Raw genomic sequence first — 15,473 nt, 5'->3', positions numbered from 1 at the left:
GTTCTCCTTCACCACGTCAGCCGGAACTCGGGGCGCAGGCCGCCTGGGTGTTCCGTGCCGAACTGCGCCACGAGCAGGCTCCTTCGGCGTCCGGCCAGGCCGAACCAGGAATCCAGCAGATGCGTGAGCACGTCGTTCTGGATCCGGCTCGCCACATCGACGGCCGCGCCGGCGAGGCAGGCCCGGTGCAGCGCGGCACCGGCGGCCGCCTGCTGCACCCGGTACCAGCGGCTGCCGAACCGTTCCTCGGCCGCTGCCGCGTCGCCCACGGGTAGCAGCCAGACGTTAGCCGTGCGCGCACCCTGCTGGGTGAGTGCGGCCAACGCCGCATCGCGCAGCCGCTGTCGGGGATCGCCCTCGCCCACCAGCTCCAGTTCGTGTTCGTCGGGGTGGTAGCGGTACGCGCCGGCCGGGACACCGGTCACGTCGGCGACGACGCAGTAGAACTCCACCAGGTTCGCCGGCAGGTCCCAGCGCGCCCCCTGCCCGTAGGCGGTGAGAATCGTGGCCAGTGCGGCCATCGACATGGTCTCGCCGTTGAAGCCGCGCATGGCCGCGTGCCGCGTTCGGGTGCCTGCCGCCAGATCCGGTGCCGCGTGCGGCAGGCTGATCCGCTTGCCCTCGCCCGGGGGCGCGGCCGGCAGCGGTTCGGGGTCGGGGCGGCTCTGCGCGAGGACGGCCGCGTGGGCGCCGTACGCGCGCGGGAACGCGGCCAGCGAGGGCCCGCCGTACCCGGCGGGTACCCGCGGGAGCAGTTCGACGACAGCGTGCACCCCCTCCTCCCCCGGGTCGAGCCCCAGTACCTCGGTGACGTCGGCGTCGGGGAAGCACAGCCGGGCCGTGGCGTTCTCCCCGCCCGCGATCGCGAGAGCCTGCGCCACCTGGATGCCGGCCTCCAGGCAGGCGAGGCGGTAGTACATCTCGCCGTACTTGGCGGCCAGCCGCCAGAACACGTTGCTCTGGACGAGGACCGTGGTGGCCGGCCGGGAGGCCACCCAGCCGCGGTAGTCGCCCTCCCGCAGCCGCACCAGGTCGTGCCGGGCCGGGTCGTAGTAGTAGACGCCGGTGGGCACCTCGGAGTCGGGGCCGGCGATCACGTACCACTCGGCGCTGTAGCGGGCGCCGCCCGACGGCGTCGGCCGCCGGGTCACCAGCCACTGCAGGGGATCGGCGTCCGGGATGGCCTCGAAGCTGTCGGTGAAGGGCAGCATGTCCAGCGGGGTCAGCCACTGGGACCTGGTGATGCCGCCGAGGTCGGCGAGCAGTCGGCCGAGCCGGTGCGGGGACCTCTCCGGGGGCCAGGGCAGGCGGTGTCGCGGCGCGCCTGGGTAGCTCTTGACCACCAAGGGCGGGTACGACGCCGGGTTCGCGACCTCGGTCGGCGTGTGGACGGTCTCGTGATAGCGCGTCGTCTCGCTGCTGACGGGGTTCATCGGGTTCGCGGGGGTCCTGGGGTCCGCAGTCGCTGCAGGACTAGCAGGGGCCGTGGGATTCGCCGGGGCCGTGGGATTCGCCGGGGCCGTGGCGCTCACGGCGCTCGTGGGACTCGTAGGGCTCATCAGGTCATACCGCGCACAGGTCGAACGCGGTTCTGGTCAGGAGCAGCCGCAGATGGGACTCCTGCGCCAGGCTGATGCCGAGCCGGTTGCACATCAGATGCGCGCAGCGCTCCACGATCAGCTGCGGTACCAGGTGGTTGATGTGCTCCAGGACGTCGGCCGGCGCCTCGAAGGTGGGATAGGCGTCCAGCTCGCCCAGCAACTCGAGCTCCACCAGGGTGTCGTTGAGGTCTCGCATGGCCGTCAGCCACTTGCCGGCCACGGACCCGTCCGGCAGCGCCACGCCCCGCGTCGACGACCACACGGCCTCCAGGCTGGTGCGCAGGTGGGCCTTGTTCGCGTCGAAGTGCTTCTCGAACTCCGCCGATTCCAGCAGGCGCGCCGCCCCGCCGCCGCTCTCCACCAGGAACCGTGCCTGGTAGGCGAGTTCGGGCAGGATGCCGGTGAACAGGGTGCGGTTGGCGGCCAGCACGGCGAAGGCGTCCATGGCGCGCTGTCCCGGCGTACGCCCGCGGGCGATCAGTTCGACCGCCAGCACACTGGCCGCCATGAGCTGCTTCTCCACCGCCTCCAGCGAGCGGCCGGTACCGAACACCTCGGTCTCCGGCACGTAGTCGATGAACGCGACCGAGTTGTCCGGGTGCAACTCCGGGTCGTAGTCGGTCATCTGCTCAAGTTTGGCGAGACCGGGCGCGGACTCGGCGTAGTCCTGTGCCGACATCGACGACCGCGACGGCGACGTCCCGTAGAACTCCGCGGCCGTTTCCTCGATGGCCGTGCGGACCTCCTGGACGTGGTCCGGCGAGGTGAGCACCCGCAGTCGCAGGTGCGGGCCACCCTCCCAGTAGCGGAGGAAGAAGAAGCCGTCGGCGAGTCCGGCCCGGCGCAGCCGTTCGGCCGCGGGCCTGACGATGCCGACGATCGCGGCATCCTGATCGCCGTGGTAGAAGAGGTGGGCGCTGACCCAGCTGCGCTCAGACATAGGTGACTCCGGGCTCGTTCAGTTCCACGATGTACTCGGCGACGTGCTCGCCGCGGACGTGACCGGGGTCCGGCACCATCTCGCTGATCTGCACGATCGCGTTCGGCTCGGCGAGCCTGCGTTCCAACCCGAGCAGCAGCAGCATGCTCGCGAAATCCACGTAGTTCGGTTTGGTGTCGTTGCTCGGCCCCTGGCCGGTCTCGCTCCGGCCCAGCGCGGCCGGGTCGAGAACGGTGACGAAGCACCGCTCGGGGATGCCGTGTTCGGCCAGCCAGCCGGCCACCCTCAGCATCCAGGCCGCGTCGGTCGTGACGTCGGCCCGCCGGGGCAGCCGGTCGGCGCGAGTCATCCACATCGCGCGCCGCAACACCACCCCGCCGACCATCAGCCGGGGCAGATGACGTACGCCGTTGTCCGCGCGCGGGTCCGACGTCATCCTGAGTTCGGTGTGCGCGCCGAACCAGGTGTTGGACTCACCGAACGCCTCCAGCATGAAGCGGGCGGCGGGCGGCAGCAGCCGGTCGGCGCCCAGGCCCGGGTGGACCGGGCAGATCCGCCTGCCGAGCCGCCGCGACACCAGCGACAGCAGCCCGTCCTCGTCGCGTCGCACATACAGGTCGTTCACCGGCAGCAGGGCATCGGCCTCGCGCACACTGCGCACCCCGGGATAGTCGACGACCAGCGGGACGCCCGGTTTGCGGACGTTGACCGCGGACCGGGCCACGGCCTCGAACTCGGCGAAGAGCACATCGCCGCGGCTCGCGGCCAGCCCCGGTTCGGCAGGCAGGTCGGCGCGCAGGTCGAGCACGTCCAGGATCTGCCGTACCCGGTTGCGGCCGCGGCCGAAGCCGCAGCCGATGTTGTTGACCACCAGCTCCGGACCGTGTCCGGCGTCGGCGAGCTGGCAGTAGACCGCGACGGACGTCGGGGTGCGAACCCAGTCCGGCCAGTTCTCCGCGAGTGCGCGCACCTCCTCGGGCCGGACCCGGACCACACCATCCCGGTCGGGTGAGCGCTCGCCCAGCAGCCGCTTGCTCGCGGTGCGCAGCCGGTACAGCTCGCGCACCGCCTCGACCGGACTGTCCGGTCCGGCGAACCGGCTGTGTGCCAGGACGGACGGCCCCGCCGGCACCCGATCCGACCCGGACCCGGCGGACTGCTCGGCCAGCACGTCCCGGTAGAAGACCAGCAGCGGCACCTCGGCGCCTTCCGCATACCGGCTCTGGAACAGCGAACCGAGCGTCAGCTTGAAGGGCAGGTCGGGCCCGATCAGGCCGAGGAGCGTGCGCACCGCGTCGAGGTCGTCCAGCAACGGGTGCCAGCTGTCCCGGTCCAGCACGGCCGTCGTACCGGGGTGGACCGCGTTCTCGTAGAAGCTGTACCGGGCGAACTCCTGGGCCCGTTTCGGGTGGTCCGCGTGGGCGTGGTCGCCCACCTCGCGCAGTGCCGTGTCCAGACCGCGGATCACGGCGTCGCGGACGGCGACCCGGTCGGCGGGCGCGGTGATCGTCGGATAGGTCGACAGAGCCTCGTGCACCCCGTGCAGGGTCCGGTCCAGCCGTTCCAGACCGGGCCGCCGGTGCTCGTGCAGCCAGGCGCGCAGGTCGGCGACCGGGTCCGGGGTCTGGTCGGCGAGCGGCGGGACCAGCTCCAGCAGGCCCAGCGCCACCAGCCGACGCAGGAACACGTCGACCCGCTGCCCGTCGCTCGACAGGGCCCGCAGCTTCCCCCGCAGGTCGTCCAACGTGCTCTCGTGCGTCGTCAGTTCCCTCACCCGGCGCAGGATCGGGGTGAGCGCGAGGGTGTGCACGGACTCGACGGGACGGCGGCCCAGGAACACCAGCGCGCCGTCGACGACCGTGGCACTGGGGTTGATCCGCACCCGGCAGCCGCCCTCGAACTCCGGGCGTTCGCACAGGGCGCGCGCGATCCGGTGCAGCGACCCGACGCTGATCTCGGTCGCCGTCACCACCGGCGGCCGCCCCCCGGACAACGCCACGATGTCGTCGGCCCGGCCCCAGGCCGCCAGGCCGCTGCTGGTGAACGTGGAGTACGGACTGGTCTTCGCCGCCGACCGGGCGAGGTACTGCGCGAGACGCAGCACGCTCTGGCGCTGCGGCGCGCGTGCGGCGCCGAACCACTTGCGCAGGGCCATGAACATGTCCGGGTTGGCGTGTACCAGGCCCAGCTGGAACGCGGGCTCCCGGGCCGCTTCGCGCAGCGACTCGTAACTCGCGGCCCAGTCCTCTTCGAGCCGGCCGGGCAGTGCCGTGAGCAGACGGTCGCGTTCGGCGACCCGCGCCGCCCACTCCCGAAGCAGAGGGAGTATGTCGGCCGATACGTCGGCCAACCGGGTGGGATCGACACGGCGACCGCGGTGCACGGCTCTGCGCACCGCGACGAGTCGGGCCTTCAGCTCCCCGTCGCTCGCGGCGCCGATCGCCGTGTGCAGCAGGTCCGACAGCACGCCGGTCGCGTCGGCGATCTCGGCGCGCAGCCGCACCAGTTCCTGGGCGGTGTGCCAGCTCCGCGCGCATCGCAACCCGTCCAGCACTGCTACCGCACTGCCGGCGAGCCGGACCACGGCGGCCGGGCCGAGCACATACCCCGCCGCGTCCGGGCGGGCTTCCCGCAAGGTGTCCATCAGTTCACCGCCTCGGGCTCGACGGGGACGATCACGCGCCCGCCCGGTCCCGTCCTGGCCAGCAGGATCTGGAAGACCGGGGTGTGGCGACGCTCGGTCAGCCCGAGGGCCTGGCGCACCCCGTCGGCGTGGTAGGCGTTGACGATCCGACCGGACATGCCCTGGGCCGCGGCCGCCACGCACACGCGGTGCGCGAGCAACCCGGCCTCCTGGCTGATCACGCGGTAGCCGCGGTCGCCGAAGGTGTCGAACGCCCAGTCGCGGTCGCCGACGAGATGGACGACGGCGTTCATGTGCTGGAAGACCGGTCCGGGGATGGTGACGCGCTCGATCGCCGTGATGGCGTCGGTTCCGGTGCCGCTGTCCACGGGGCCGGCCGGGTGCAGCGCGCCGGTGTCCGGGTCGAGGCGGTAGCAGCCCGCCGGTATACCGGTGAGGTCACCGACGGTCAGGTAGATCCCCAGGGGGACGGGCGCGCCTGGCGGCACGGCGTCACTGGTGACATCCGTGCGGACCCGGGTCAGTCGAGTCCACAGTTCGACGCCGTCGACCCGCGAGGCGACCGGCCGGAAGACACCGGGACCCGAGTCCCGCGCCCGCAGCACGTCGGCCAGGTCGAGGTCCGGGACGTCGGCCGGGGGCAGGGACAGCGGTACGGCGCCGGGTGCGCCGGCCTCTCCGGTCCGGCCGGGCGCCTGCGGTACGGCCGTCGCGAAGGTCGCGGTGTCCGTGCGCAGGGACGCGCGGTTGACGTCCGTCAGGGTCGGACAGGCCTGCGCGACCGTCAGTCCGCTGGGGACCACATCCGGCTCGATCGGGTCGATGGTCGCGGCCAGCGCGGCGGCGGTCCGGGCGACCCCGGTGCGCCGGATACCGGGACCGGCACCGGCGAAGTGGAGGGGCAGCACCACCAGCGCCGGTTCCTCGTCGCTGTCGAGGCCGAGCAGTTTGTGGACCGGCTCGTCGATGAACTGGTGGTGCACATGGGCCCGCAGCCCCATGGCCCGCGCGACCAGGTCGATGTTCCCGGTCAGCAGACCGGCCTCCTGGGTGCACAGCCGATAGGCGTAGTCGCGGTAGATGTACGCGGTCTTGGCGAACAGCCCGGAGAGCACGAACACCGCCTCCGGCGGCGCGCCCTCGATTCCGGCCGCCCTGGCCGGCAGCTGCCGGTGATCACCGTCGCGCAGCAGCACCAGCGCGTGGTGGGGGGCGTCGTAGTGGTAGACGCCGTCGGCCAGGCACACATACAGCTGGACGCCGAACAGGCAGCGCGCGGAGGCGACCATCCGGTGGTAGGGCCAGGTCCCGTCGGTGTCGAACTCCTGCCGGGAGATGCCGTAGCCGTAGTGCAGCAGCGTGGACAACGCCGTTTCGTCGAGCGCCGTGACCTTCGTCAGCTTCCTGGGCACCCTGGTCGTCAGCGGCCGGCGGGGCAGGCCCCGGTAGATCTTGAACTTCAACGGCTCGTCCGGGTTGCCGTACTCCGACTGCCGGGTCGCCATCGCGACGGCGAGATCCTCCAGGGTGATCCGCCAGAACTCCCGGCCCGCGCTGTCCTGACGCTCGGTCACGGAAACGGATGCGGGTGCGGGTTGCGCACCTCGGGGAGCCGGGGCAGTCCGGTCACCCGCCGGGCCGCGTGTCCGAAGGTCATCGGCACCGAGCCCGGTGCTATCACCTTGACGCATCTGAAGCCTCCCGCTGTCTGATCCGTGGAGGTCGTGTCGACGGCGACGACGTCCATGCCGGCCGCGGCGAACCGCCGTACGGCCTCGTCGAGATCCGCGCCGATGTCGGTGTGGCGCGGCCACCGCCAATGTTCGAGTGCCTGCCGCCAGCCCACCTTCTGCGGGGCGTCGAGCAGAAAGGAGTACCGGTCGAAGGTGGCCGGGTTGGCCGCGCAGAGCAGATGGTCCGCCATCGACACGACGTCGTCCGGATGGTCGGCCAGGTGCTGGGCGCGGTCGCGCCAGCCCGGGTCGAGCGCGAGGACGCTGACGTACTCGACGGTCTGGCTCAGTTCGTGCAGCGCGGCGAGGATCGCCTCGGCGGGGTGCAGGCCGCTGCCGCCGGTCGACACGGCCCTGGGCCGGCCGGTGCCGGTGAGGTCCTCGGCGAACGTCCAGAACGACGGGATCCCGTGGTCCTGGGTGGTGTCGAAGACGTGGACTCGGTACCCCTGCCGCTCGATGCGCTCGGCGACGAGCGGGATCCGGCGGTCGGGCACGGTGGCCAGGTCGATCTCGGGCAGCGGTGTCCGCCCGTACCAGGCCATCAGGAACGCGTCGCGCTCGGCGACTTCGAGGACGCCGTGCAGCACCGCCTCCTCGTAACAGCCCCCGAGCGCGCAGCCGCTGGAGATCTCGCACGCGAACCCGTGGCCGCCGCCGGAGGATATCGGCAACCGGTAATAGACGAAGCTCTCCGGCACCAGCACCGGCCGGTCCCGGCCGAACGAGTAGCCCCACACCCAGTTCGTGACCGCGTCCTCGGTGAACTCCCGGTACGGAAAACCCTCGGTCGAGAACCGGTCGGCGGGATACAGGCCGAGCGAGCGGGGGTCGACCGCGGCGTCGGCCACATCGGCGTAGCCGGCCGTGACCGCGGTCCGCTTGGCCGGCGCGTACGCGGCGAGGCGTTCCAGCGATTCCGCCACCGCGACGGACCACGCCGAGTCGAAGTCCCGGGTACGCCCGTAGCCCGCCGCTTCCCTGGAGACGCCCGGTACCGCCAGGACGGCTTCGGTGAACGGGAACGAGTGCTGCGTGTAGGAGGTGACCGACGGAATCAGACCGCTCTGTGCGTCGACGTACAGCGCGGCGAGTGCGTCCCGGTCCAGCGCGCGGACGCGGCTGGACTCGGGAGACAGCTTGGGCCGCGCCCGCCTGGGCGGCTTCGCGCCCTGCTCGGTGTCGACGGGCAGGGCCGAACAGCGCGGACAGTGCGGGTCGTTGAGGAAGGCGTGCCGGGTCACCGTGAGGGTGGCCATGTCGACGATCCAGTACCGCCGCTCCTCGGACCCGGCCGAGGCCAGTCCGGCGACGGTGTCCGCGATGAAGGTCGGCAACTCCCGGTCCGGCACCGCGGCGGCCATCTCGGCGGCACGCTCGGCGGCCGCGGCCGCGGCGCGCCGCGTCCTCAGGCACTCCGGGCAGCCCGGCGCCCACGGCCCGACGACCACCTGATGAGGTTCGACGAGCACCTGCGGCCGATCAGCCATGGACAACCACGGCTCGCACCACGAACGGACACATCCGGGCCAGGAAGGGATCGTGGTCGAGCGGTACGGCGACCACGCGGCCGCCCTCGCTCGTCAGAGCCTTCACGGCCTCTCCGAGGCTCACGGAATCCGGCAGCGTCCCGTTTCCGTCGGTGCCTCCGAGGTCACCGCGCAGCTTCGCGGGCAGGTCGGGCACCGGCGGCGGCGCGTAGCCGGGCTGGGCCGCGGCCTGGGATTGGTAGGCGAGCAGCGTCCGCTCCAGTCCCCTCTCCAGCGCGGCGCCGGGCTCCAGGTCGCTCACGTAGGCGACCGTGCCCTTCGGCGTGGTGAACGCGAACGTCGGCAGCCCGAGAGGACCGGACAGATCGTAGACCTCGAACGGCTGCCCGACGATCTCCAGCAGCTTCAGGTAGCGCGCTCCGCGCGAGGTCAGCTCGGCGGCGTCCATGTCCAGCCTGCGGAACGGTTCGGCCGCGGACGACAGCGCCGCTACGACGTTGTCGCCTGCCGCCGCGACCACCGCGGCGCGCACGGCCTCGGGCCAGTCGCTCCCGGAGGCGGCCCTCGGTGCGATCCCCGCCGGAAAGACAGCCGTCGCGTCGACCGCAACAGGTTCACCGGTCAGCACGTCCAGGCCGTGCAGCCGGTCGCCCCTGCGGGGGTCGGCCATGACGGCCGCGTAACGCTCCAGCGCGTGCCGGACCGCACGCCGGCGCGACTCGACGACGCTCTCCCCCCAGCCGTACACGGGGAACGGCCCGCCGACCAGGCCGACCGGGTCGGACACCATGACCTCGCTGACGAACAAAGGCAGTTGCTCGTAGTCACGCTCGGTGATCTCGGCGAACACCCCGGTCCGCGGGTCGACACAGTCCACCGCCCGCCGGGCCAGCTCCTCGTCGTCGACGGGCGCCGCGGCGGCCAGTGCGGCCAGCCGGGCCGGGTCGTCGGGAACGGCGGGCAGCGCCAGCGGATGCGGCAGGAAGGCGTGGTTCGAGGTTTCGAGTGTCTCCAGGTCGAACCGGATCAGCTGATCGGCACCCGTGCCCACGTCGATGCCGGTCAGGTGCCGGAACGCGGCGAAACAAAGGTGGTTGGCGACCAGCGCGACCGTGGGACCGCGCAGGAAATCGCTCGGCGCCGCCTCCGGGTGGTCGCACAGATCCGCGCCGACGGTGTCGGGTGCCAGCGCGCACAGCCGGCGCCAGGCCGATTCCCAGGCCGTGGTGTCGCCGTCCTTGCCGATCACCGGTCCGATCCAGGCCTCGTCACCCACCACGATCACCTGCGCGGACGCGGCACCCACGGCACCGGCCGCGGCGCTCAGCAGCTGGGCGCGTTGCGTCATAGGGCGATCGGCGACGTGCAGCACCATGGCGGCGCCGGCCGCCACTTGGTCGAGGTGCCCGCCATCGACGTCCCGGTAGGCGATCCGCTGCTCCGGGTCCCGCGCCTGGGCCACGGCGAGGTGCTCGGCGACGCGGTCGCGGTCGAACGGCGATTCGGCGAACGGCGCGAGCACGGGCGTGCGCACCCCGGCACGCAACTGCGAGTTGGCCAGGGCCTGCAACAGCGGTCCGGACCCTGCCAGTACGACAGTGCTGTCCCGGTAGCGCTCGAAACGCAGTTCCGGCGAGTCGGTGAAGTACTCGACGAAGGCTATGTTGGCCGCGTAGGTCTTGGCCAGGTCGGGAGTCAGGGTGTGCGGACGGTCGTCCAGCACGTTCTTGACATACCCCTTCCCGTGCAGGAGCAGGATCAGCTTGGCCAGGGCGGCACGGCTGGACTCGGGCACAGCCGCGCACAGTTCGCCGAGGGTCCTGGTGCCGTCCAGCATCGGCGCGATCCGCTGGATCCACTCGTACGTCGACGCGCCCTTGAGCATCGACCCGCCGAGGTTGCTGCGGATGTACGCGCCCTCCTGGACGCGCATGACGTAGACGTCCCCGCGCAGTCGCGGCCGCACCCGTTCGACATCTACTTCCATGACCACCGCTTCTTCATGAACTCGTTGATGACTGGTCAGCAGGAGGACCGAGAGCCACCCGGTCCCCGTTCACTTGCACGCACCGGCTAGAGCACATGTGCCGGAAGGTTCAGCACCCGGATCAGGTGCAGGAGCAGCACGGGCAGCAGCAACAGCAGCTGCTCTGGCCGCCGGAAGCGGACAGCTCCGTGAGGCCGTAACCGGCCGTCACCGAGGCCGGCACCACCTTGCCCAGGTCCACCAACTCGAAGGCACTGTCATCCAGCACCAACTCGTCGAATTCCTCCACGTCTTACACCCCCTTTCCCGCTCCGCATCGACAACCGAAAGTCCGCACCGGAACCGATCGCCGGATCAGGTGCAGGAGCAGCACGGGCAGCAGCAGCAACAGCTGCTCGCACCGCCGGAAGCGGACAGCTCCGTGAGGCCGTAACCGGCCGTCACCGAGGCCGGCACCACCTTGCCCAGGTCCACCAACTCGAAGGCACTGTCATCCAGCACCAACTCGTCGAATTCCTCCATGTCTTACACCTCCCTTTGCACTGCGCTTGTTGGACAAGTGAAATCGCTGCAACAGCCGCTTTTCATGTCACAGCTTTTTCACCTCGGGCAGCACCTTGTCGCAGAAAAGCTCCAAGGTCCGCCGAGCCTCGGGGAGCGGCATCGCGCCGAAATCGATCTGCCACAGGATCTGATCGACGCCGCCTATGTGGTCGTTGAAGGCGCGGATGCGCTCGACGACGGTGGCCGGAGATCCGACGATCGCGCCGCCCTCGGTGTAGAGCTTGGCCGGCCGCAGACCGCGCAGCATCCAGCCGAAGCCGGAGTAGCCGCGGTAGGCCGAGGACTCCCGCTTGTCCCACGGGCTCACGGCCTCCGCCCACACGTCCAGGTAGCGGCGCAGATAGGTCTCGGCGATCTCCGCGGCACGTTCGTCCGTGTCCGCGACCACGAGTGGCAGGCTGGCCGCGACCCGGGGCCGCAGCCCGGAGTCGGCGTGCGCGGCCTGGAACGCGTCGCGGTAGAGGGTGAGGTGATCACGGAACTCGTGGGGCGAGATCAGCGGGGTGATCAGCAGTCCCAGCCCTTCCGTGCCCAGCCAGGTGAAGCTCTCCGGCGTGCGCACCGCGGCGCCCCACATCGGCGGATGCGGCCGCTGGGTGGGCCGCGGCAGTCCCGTCACGTCACGGTAGGAGAAGAACGGCGTCTGCTCGCTGACCTTTTCCTCGGTCCAGATACGCTGCACCGCGCGAATCGACTCACGGAAGCGGTCGGTGCTCTCGTCCATTTCCAGACCGAGCGCGTCGAACTCGTCCGGCAGATAGGCCCGGGCGAATCCCACATCCAGCCGGCCACCGCTGATCGCGTCCACCTGGGCGGCTTCCGCGGCCAGTTGAATGGGATGATGGAAAACCGGCAGTACACAGCCGGTGATCAACCTGACCGACTTCGTCCGGGCGGCCACGGCGGACAGGAAACCCAGGGGGCTGGGGCAGTACCCGCCGTAGTAGTGCAGATAGTGCTCGGTCATCTTGACCGAGTCCAGACCCCCGATCTCGGCTTGGACCGACAACTCCAGCGCGTCGCTGAAGTAGGCCTGCGGAGATTTCGTCTCCGGCGTGCAGTCAGGAAGAAAGGAAAGCCCGAAGCGCACCGATACCACTCCCTACCAACCTGATCCCCATCGGATCGACGTGAGATATGCGCACCCACGCGGTCCCGGGCCTGTCGGCGCCACCGGGGTGTCTCACGGAGGACGCTACGCCGGACCGCCGAGGCAATTGAGCCGTGGCAAGGTTCCTTTTCGAGGATGAGGGTTCTCACGCACGAGCCACCCAACCGCCCGCGCAGCCACCCCCGCCGACAACAAAAGCCCAGGTCAGAAGAGTTCGCTCTGACATACGCAACAGCGGAGCTTCCTGGGCGGCACGAACAGATCAGGCAACTCAGCACCCGACTGGTTCCTCGGGGTGCGGGTCGCCCCCGTGCTCACCGAGGAGATCGGCAAGCATGTATTCCCGTCCACCGAGACGTCCAGAGCGGCCCTCGCCGGCGTCATTTACGTGCTGGGGACAGGAGCCGCCTGGCATGACGTCCCCGCCGGGTCGGTAGCCTGCTCCTACGCCGCCCTCTTGAGCGAGCTGCGCCGCGCCGAGCTGCTGGACGACTGTGTTGTGGACGGATCACAAGTCCGGGCGCCCAAAGGAGGACAAGTTGGACCTTCGCCCGTCGATCGCGCCCGTCCTGCCCAAAAAACCACCTGATCGTCGACCGTCACGGAGTGCCTCTCGGAGGAACCCCCGGCGCCTGTACGCCGACCGGGGCCACGACTTCGGCAAGTACCGCCCCTTCTTTGGAAGCGGGGCATCAAGCTGGTGATCGCCCGACACGATGTCGCTCACGATTCCGGGCTCGGCAAGGTCCGCTGGGAGTTCGAGCGCGCGCTGGCCTGGCTCCACCAGTTCAAACGACTCGGCATCCGCTACGAACGACAGACCGACATCCACCAAGTCCTGCTCGAACTGGCCTGCAGTCTCATCTGTCTCAGGCGTCTGGTCTCAGCGACCTACGCGTAGCGCTCGAACTCCGAGGTGTGCGACTCAGTTCGAGACGTCGTTCGAGACCGTGAGACCATGTACTCCATGACGACGAACCGAAAGGTCCATGCCGCGTAGGCGGCCGGGACGGATCCGTGCCGGCGCCCCCGGCAGCCACTGGACGACAGGTGCAAGACCAGTCATCAACGGCATGTCCTCATGTGCTCTCTCCGAGATCATCCGTCTTGAGCACACCCGCAACTATTTGCAGCCAGGCGACGTCAGCGCGGCTGTGGGTCTGTGGAGGGACTACGTCCACCAGCCCGAGCGGGATCTGTGGCACGACCACGAGTGGGGCAACGTGCACTGGTACTGCTGCGGCGACCCCTTCGAAGCCCGAGCCCTCCTCGACACCGTGATGCAGGCCCTATCACCACGAAGTGCCCGCGAACTCCGAAAGGTCGTCAGCCGGTCAGACGCCGTCTGGAATCTTCCGTCTCCGCCCTATGACGCAGCCGGAAGACAAAGAACAAGGTAAGAGGGAGCGGGTCGACGAGCGGGCCGCCCGCGACCGCGCACCCAGGTACGCTCCGTCTCCCCTGGTCCCTCCGGGCCATTCGACCGCGGAACTCGCGCTCGGCCTCGACCGCGACGGTACGCATCGTGTCCATGCCATCATCTGTGACATGAGCACAGACACCGGGCACTCGGGGATCGTCCACTGGCGCCGCAGCGTGTGGAACGGCGCCCGCTGCGAGCCCGTCCTGGTAATCCTGCGCCCCGATGACCTGCAGGTGCGGGATCGCTCCCTCCGCACCGTTCTGCGGGCCGACCCACGCGCGGTTACCGGCCGCCTCACCCGGTTCGGCACCCTCGTGCTGACCGTCGAGGGACGGCGCTACGCCCTCGTCGGGCGGGGCGCCTCCCTGTCCCCCGCGCCGAGCGCCGACCAGCATCGGGCACTGGAGGACACCGGATCCGGATCGCCGAGCCCGACCGCGGCCGGCGGTGCCGTGGACCAGTTGCTCAACGGTGGCGCGGCGGCACGGATGCGTGACTGGTACGCCCGACTCGCCGCCGCCGGGGCCCGGTTGAGCTGACCGGAAGCGAGGCGCGGCCCGCGGGCTCCGATGGCGACGCCGTTCAAGTAGCACGCGTCGAGCCCCCTGACACGCTCCCAGCGAATCCTTGCCGTTGTGACGTAAGCCTAGGTGGCTTGACCTGAATCGTCGGTCAGTGCAGCCGCGGTCAGCGTGAGGTGCTGGACCAGGACCGCGGCTGCGGTGTCGGCGTCGCGGGCCAGCACCGACTCCTCCAGCATGCGGTGTTCCTTGGCGCCGTCCCGGCCGGGGTTGCGGTGCGCCGACCAACGGCGGGCCAGTTCACTGGCGGTCCACAGCCGGTCGAAGGCCTCCAGCAGCTCGCGGTTGCCGCACCCCTCCAACAACGTGCGATGGAAGGCCCGATGAGCCTCGGCCCAGGCTCCGCTGTAGTACTCGCCCTCCTCCGGCACGTACGCCGGAGTGCGCACCAGACGATGGTGGGCGGCCCGCACGCGGGCCTCCCAGTCGACGTCGCCGCGCTCGATGGACATGCGCAGGACGACCGGTTCGACGGTCCGACGGGCTTCCGCGATCTCCTGCCAGCGGCGATCGGAGAAGGACGGCACCGCGAAACCGCGGTTGGGCAGCCGGTCGGCGAGCCCCTCGCCGACCAGCCGCACGAGCGCCTCGCGCACCACAGCCAGGCTCACGCCCTGCTCCCTGGCGAGATCCTGCGGCTTGAGGGGGGCACCGGGCGTGTAGTGCCCGCGCATGATCGCGTCCCGCAGGTGTGCGTAGACCTGCTCGGAAAGCATCTGCTTCCCCGGCGAGGGCGAGGAGTGCGCCGTCTGAGTCATGAGCTCATCCTAGATGATCCGCCAGATAATCGATTATTCGTGTTACTGTCGATTCCGTAAGGGTGAGGACACCCACATCCGGAAAGGAACGACCCCTGTGCCTGCCAACGACCCCTTCGCCCGCCTCCCCCAGGCGGCCTCGTTCACGGTCACCAGCACCACCGTCAACGACGGCGCCGCATGGCCGGCCGAGCAGCGCTCCTCCGGCCTGTCCGGCGGGAAGGACACCTCGCCGCAACTGTCCTGGAGCGGCGCTCCGGAGGGCACCAAGAGTTATGCCGTCACCGTCTACGACCCTGACGCTCCCACCGGGTCCGGGTTCTGGCACTGGGCGGTCGCTGACATCCCCGCCACGGTCACCGAGCTGCCCGAGGGCGCCGGCGACGACACCGGCTCACATCTGCCCAAGGGTGCCTACCAGTTGCCCAACGACGCCCGCGTGGCCCGCTACACAGGCGCCGCCCCGCCGGCCGGTCACGGCCCGCACCGCTACTTCGTCGTAGTGCACGCCCTCGACATCCCCTCGACAGGCGTCCCGGCCGACGCCACACCGGCCTTCCTCGGCTTCACCATGGCCGGTCACACGCTCGGACGCGCGGTGTTGATCGCCACTGCCGAAACACCCGCCTGACAGCGCCGCC

12 protein-coding genes and 1 pseudogene are annotated in these 15,473 nt (G+C 70.5%); 3 read left to right on the top strand and 10 right to left on the bottom strand.

Going from position 1 to position 15,473, the window contains the following annotated elements; all coding sequences use genetic code 11:
* Positions 1–8: 8 nt before the first annotated feature.
* The 9 genes from ACIGDI_RS27755 to ACIGDI_RS27715 form a co-directional block, all read right to left on the bottom strand.
* The gene (locus tag ACIGDI_RS27755; RefSeq protein WP_399901885.1) at positions 9–1,433 is read right to left on the bottom strand and encodes a nitroreductase family protein; all 1,425 of its coding nucleotides are present in this window, start codon (positions 1,431–1,433) and stop codon (positions 9–11) included.
* A gap of 130 nt (positions 1,434–1,563) precedes the next feature.
* Positions 1,564–2,541: a lantibiotic dehydratase C-terminal domain-containing protein gene (locus ACIGDI_RS27750; protein WP_399901882.1), complete on the bottom strand. Its 978-nt coding sequence runs from the start codon at positions 2,539–2,541 to the stop codon at positions 1,564–1,566.
* A complete protein-coding gene (locus tag ACIGDI_RS27745) occupies positions 2,534–5,185 on the bottom strand; it encodes a lantibiotic dehydratase (RefSeq protein WP_399901879.1) in 2,652 nt (883 codons plus the stop codon). Before ACIGDI_RS27745 ends, ACIGDI_RS27750 begins: the two co-directional genes overlap by 8 nt.
* Positions 5,185–6,759, bottom strand: coding sequence for a SagB family peptide dehydrogenase (locus ACIGDI_RS27740; RefSeq protein ID WP_399901876.1), 1,575 nt, complete (start codon positions 6,757–6,759; stop codon positions 5,185–5,187). Before ACIGDI_RS27740 ends, ACIGDI_RS27745 begins: the two co-directional genes overlap by 1 nt.
* The gene (locus ACIGDI_RS27735; RefSeq protein WP_399901873.1) at positions 6,756–8,408 is read right to left on the bottom strand and encodes a TOMM precursor leader peptide-binding protein; all 1,653 of its coding nucleotides are present in this window, start codon (positions 8,406–8,408) and stop codon (positions 6,756–6,758) included. The genes ACIGDI_RS27740 and ACIGDI_RS27735 overlap by 4 nt, the downstream gene beginning before the upstream one ends.
* On the bottom strand, positions 8,401–10,395 hold the full coding sequence (locus ACIGDI_RS27730) for a hypothetical protein (protein ID WP_399901871.1): 1,995 nt from the start codon (positions 10,393–10,395) through the stop codon (positions 8,401–8,403). Before ACIGDI_RS27730 ends, ACIGDI_RS27735 begins: the two co-directional genes overlap by 8 nt.
* Positions 10,396–10,516: 121 nt before the next feature.
* Positions 10,517–10,684, bottom strand: a complete 168-nt coding sequence (locus tag ACIGDI_RS27725; RefSeq protein WP_159027190.1) for a thiomuracin/GE37468 family thiazolyl RiPP peptide — start codon at positions 10,682–10,684, stop codon at positions 10,517–10,519.
* 65 nt (positions 10,685–10,749) lie between these two features.
* Positions 10,750–10,917 (bottom strand): thiomuracin/GE37468 family thiazolyl RiPP peptide, encoded by a 168-nt coding sequence (locus tag ACIGDI_RS27720; protein WP_107067791.1) that lies wholly within the window; start codon positions 10,915–10,917, stop codon positions 10,750–10,752.
* Between the two features lie 67 nt (positions 10,918–10,984).
* Positions 10,985–12,058, bottom strand: coding sequence for an LLM class flavin-dependent oxidoreductase (locus ACIGDI_RS27715; protein ID WP_399901867.1), 1,074 nt, complete (start codon positions 12,056–12,058; stop codon positions 10,985–10,987).
* A gap of 317 nt (positions 12,059–12,375) precedes the next feature.
* On the opposite strand from ACIGDI_RS27715, the pseudogene ACIGDI_RS27710 reads away from it, so the two are divergent.
* Both ACIGDI_RS27710 and ACIGDI_RS27705 read left to right on the top strand, forming a co-directional pair.
* Positions 12,376–12,971 (top strand): annotated as a pseudogene (locus tag ACIGDI_RS27710) (IS5/IS1182 family transposase); the annotation flags it as partial.
* Between the two features lie 647 nt (positions 12,972–13,618).
* A complete protein-coding gene (locus tag ACIGDI_RS27705) occupies positions 13,619–14,032 on the top strand; it encodes a hypothetical protein (RefSeq protein ID WP_399901864.1) in 414 nt (137 codons plus the stop codon).
* Between the two features lie 107 nt (positions 14,033–14,139).
* Here ACIGDI_RS27705 and ACIGDI_RS27700 read toward each other — a convergent pair whose 3' ends face one another.
* A complete protein-coding gene (locus tag ACIGDI_RS27700) occupies positions 14,140–14,832 on the bottom strand; it encodes a GntR family transcriptional regulator (protein ID WP_399901862.1) in 693 nt (230 codons plus the stop codon).
* A gap of 97 nt (positions 14,833–14,929) precedes the next feature.
* Here ACIGDI_RS27700 and ACIGDI_RS27695 point away from each other — a divergent pair, with 97 nt between their 5' ends.
* The gene (locus ACIGDI_RS27695) at positions 14,930–15,463 is read left to right on the top strand and encodes a YbhB/YbcL family Raf kinase inhibitor-like protein (RefSeq protein ID WP_399901859.1); all 534 of its coding nucleotides are present in this window, start codon (positions 14,930–14,932) and stop codon (positions 15,461–15,463) included.
* Positions 15,464–15,473 lie beyond the last annotated feature (10 nt).

It is taken from the genome of Streptomyces sp. NPDC085900 (assembly GCF_044540925.1).
GTDB classification, from domain to species: Bacteria; Actinomycetota; Actinomycetes; order Streptomycetales; family Streptomycetaceae; genus Streptomyces; species Streptomyces gilvifuscus.
Note: the sequence above shows the minus strand (reverse complement) of the source record. Positions and strands in the feature narration are given on the sequence as shown.

Coding starts and splice junctions, on each gene's coding strand:
- ACIGDI_RS27745 (WP_399901879.1), bottom strand. CDS start 5,185: ATGGACACCTTGCGGGAAGCCCGCCCGGACGCGGCGGGGTATGTGCTC.
- ACIGDI_RS27735 (WP_399901873.1), bottom strand. CDS start 8,408: ATGGCTGATCGGCCGCAGGTGCTCGTCGAACCTCATCAGGTGGTCGTC.
- ACIGDI_RS27750 (WP_399901882.1), bottom strand. CDS start 2,541: ATGTCTGAGCGCAGCTGGGTCAGCGCCCACCTCTTCTACCACGGCGAT.
- ACIGDI_RS27705 (WP_399901864.1), top strand. CDS start 13,619: ATGAGCACAGACACCGGGCACTCGGGGATCGTCCACTGGCGCCGCAGC.
- ACIGDI_RS27730 (WP_399901871.1), bottom strand. CDS start 10,395: ATGGAAGTAGATGTCGAACGGGTGCGGCCGCGACTGCGCGGGGACGTC.
- ACIGDI_RS27720 (WP_107067791.1), bottom strand. CDS start 10,917: ATGGAGGAATTCGACGAGTTGGTGCTGGATGACAGTGCCTTCGAGTTG.
- ACIGDI_RS27755 (WP_399901885.1), bottom strand. CDS start 1,433: ATGAACCCCGTCAGCAGCGAGACGACGCGCTATCACGAGACCGTCCAC.
- ACIGDI_RS27700 (WP_399901862.1), bottom strand. CDS start 14,832: ATGACTCAGACGGCGCACTCCTCGCCCTCGCCGGGGAAGCAGATGCTT.